Consider the following 1,154-nt stretch of genomic DNA (forward strand, 5'->3'; position numbering starts at 1 on the left):
GATGTGGGCAATACCGTTGACCAACTCTTCCTTGATGAGTGGTAAGACAGCCTTGACATAGATACGAGTTGGCTCAAGAAGGACTTCCTTGAGCTTCTTACCTTCCAATTCTGGCAAGACTTCCTCACCTGTGTAGTCGGCAAAAACACGACGCACGAGTGAGTAACCATTTGAGTGAATCCCACTTGACGCAAGTCCGAGAAGGACATCACCTTCAGCCACCTTTGAACCGTCTATGATTTGAGATTTTTCAGCCACACCTACTGCAAAACCAGCCAAGTCATAATCATCTTCGCCATACATGCCAGGCATTTCAGCCGTTTCTCCACCGATGAGGGCTGCGCCTGCCTGCACACAACCTTCTGCTACACCAGCAACCACTTGTTCTAGTTTAGCTGGTTCATTCTTGCCAGTCGCTACGTAGTCAAGGAAGTAAAGAGGCTCCGCACCTGCAGCGATGATGTCGTTAACACACATAGCCACACAGTCCTGACCAATCGTATCATGCTTATCATACTTGATGGCCAACATGAGCTTGGTCCCGACACCGTCAGTCCCTGAGATCAAGACAGGCTCTTTTACCCCTGTCTTTGAAAGGTCAAACATGCCACCAAAGCCACCAAGAGCTCCCATAACACCCGCACGCTCCGTACGAGCCACGTGCTTTTTGATTCGTTCAACAACTTCATAACCCGCTTCAACATCCACACCGGATTGCGCATAAGCATTTTTATTTGTCATCTTCTCTTCCTTTCCTTTCATGGAGAGTCTTTATCCGTCTACTTGTAAAAACTGGTCTTTTCTTCAAAACTTCTTTGATAGTCTTCCTCATAGTCGTAGAGAGGAGTTGGGTAGTCGCCGTCAAAGTAAGCGACACAGAGACCACCATTCGGTGCATCTGTTTCAATCCCGATAGAGTTAATCAAGCCATCAATCGAAAGATAGGTCAGGCTATCCGCACCAATGATTTGGCGAGTTTCTTCGACCGTATGATTGGCCGCAATCAACTCCTGACGCGTCTGGATATCAATCCCGTAGAAACATGGATAAGCCAGCGCTGGACTACCAATGGCAACGTGAACCTCAGACGCACCTGCTTCTTTCAAAAGCTGAACGATACGGCGAGAGGTCGTCCCACGAACAATGGAATCATC

1 protein-coding gene and 1 pseudogene are annotated in these 1,154 nt (G+C 48.0%); both read right to left on the bottom strand.

What is annotated here, in order from left to right; translation table 11 throughout:
• Nucleotides 1-741 (bottom strand): phosphoribosylformylglycinamidine cyclo-ligase (purM, locus tag D8863_RS10365; protein ID WP_125441853.1); only part of this gene is annotated, 741 nt, incomplete at its 3' end.
• A 38-nt stretch (nucleotides 742-779) separates the two neighbouring features.
• A pseudogene (locus tag D8863_RS10370) lies at nucleotides 780-1,154 on the bottom strand (amidophosphoribosyltransferase); the annotation flags it as partial.

Origin of the sequence: Streptococcus oralis (assembly GCF_003943825.1) — a bacterium.
Taxonomy (GTDB): domain Bacteria; phylum Bacillota; class Bacilli; order Lactobacillales; family Streptococcaceae; genus Streptococcus; species Streptococcus oralis_CD.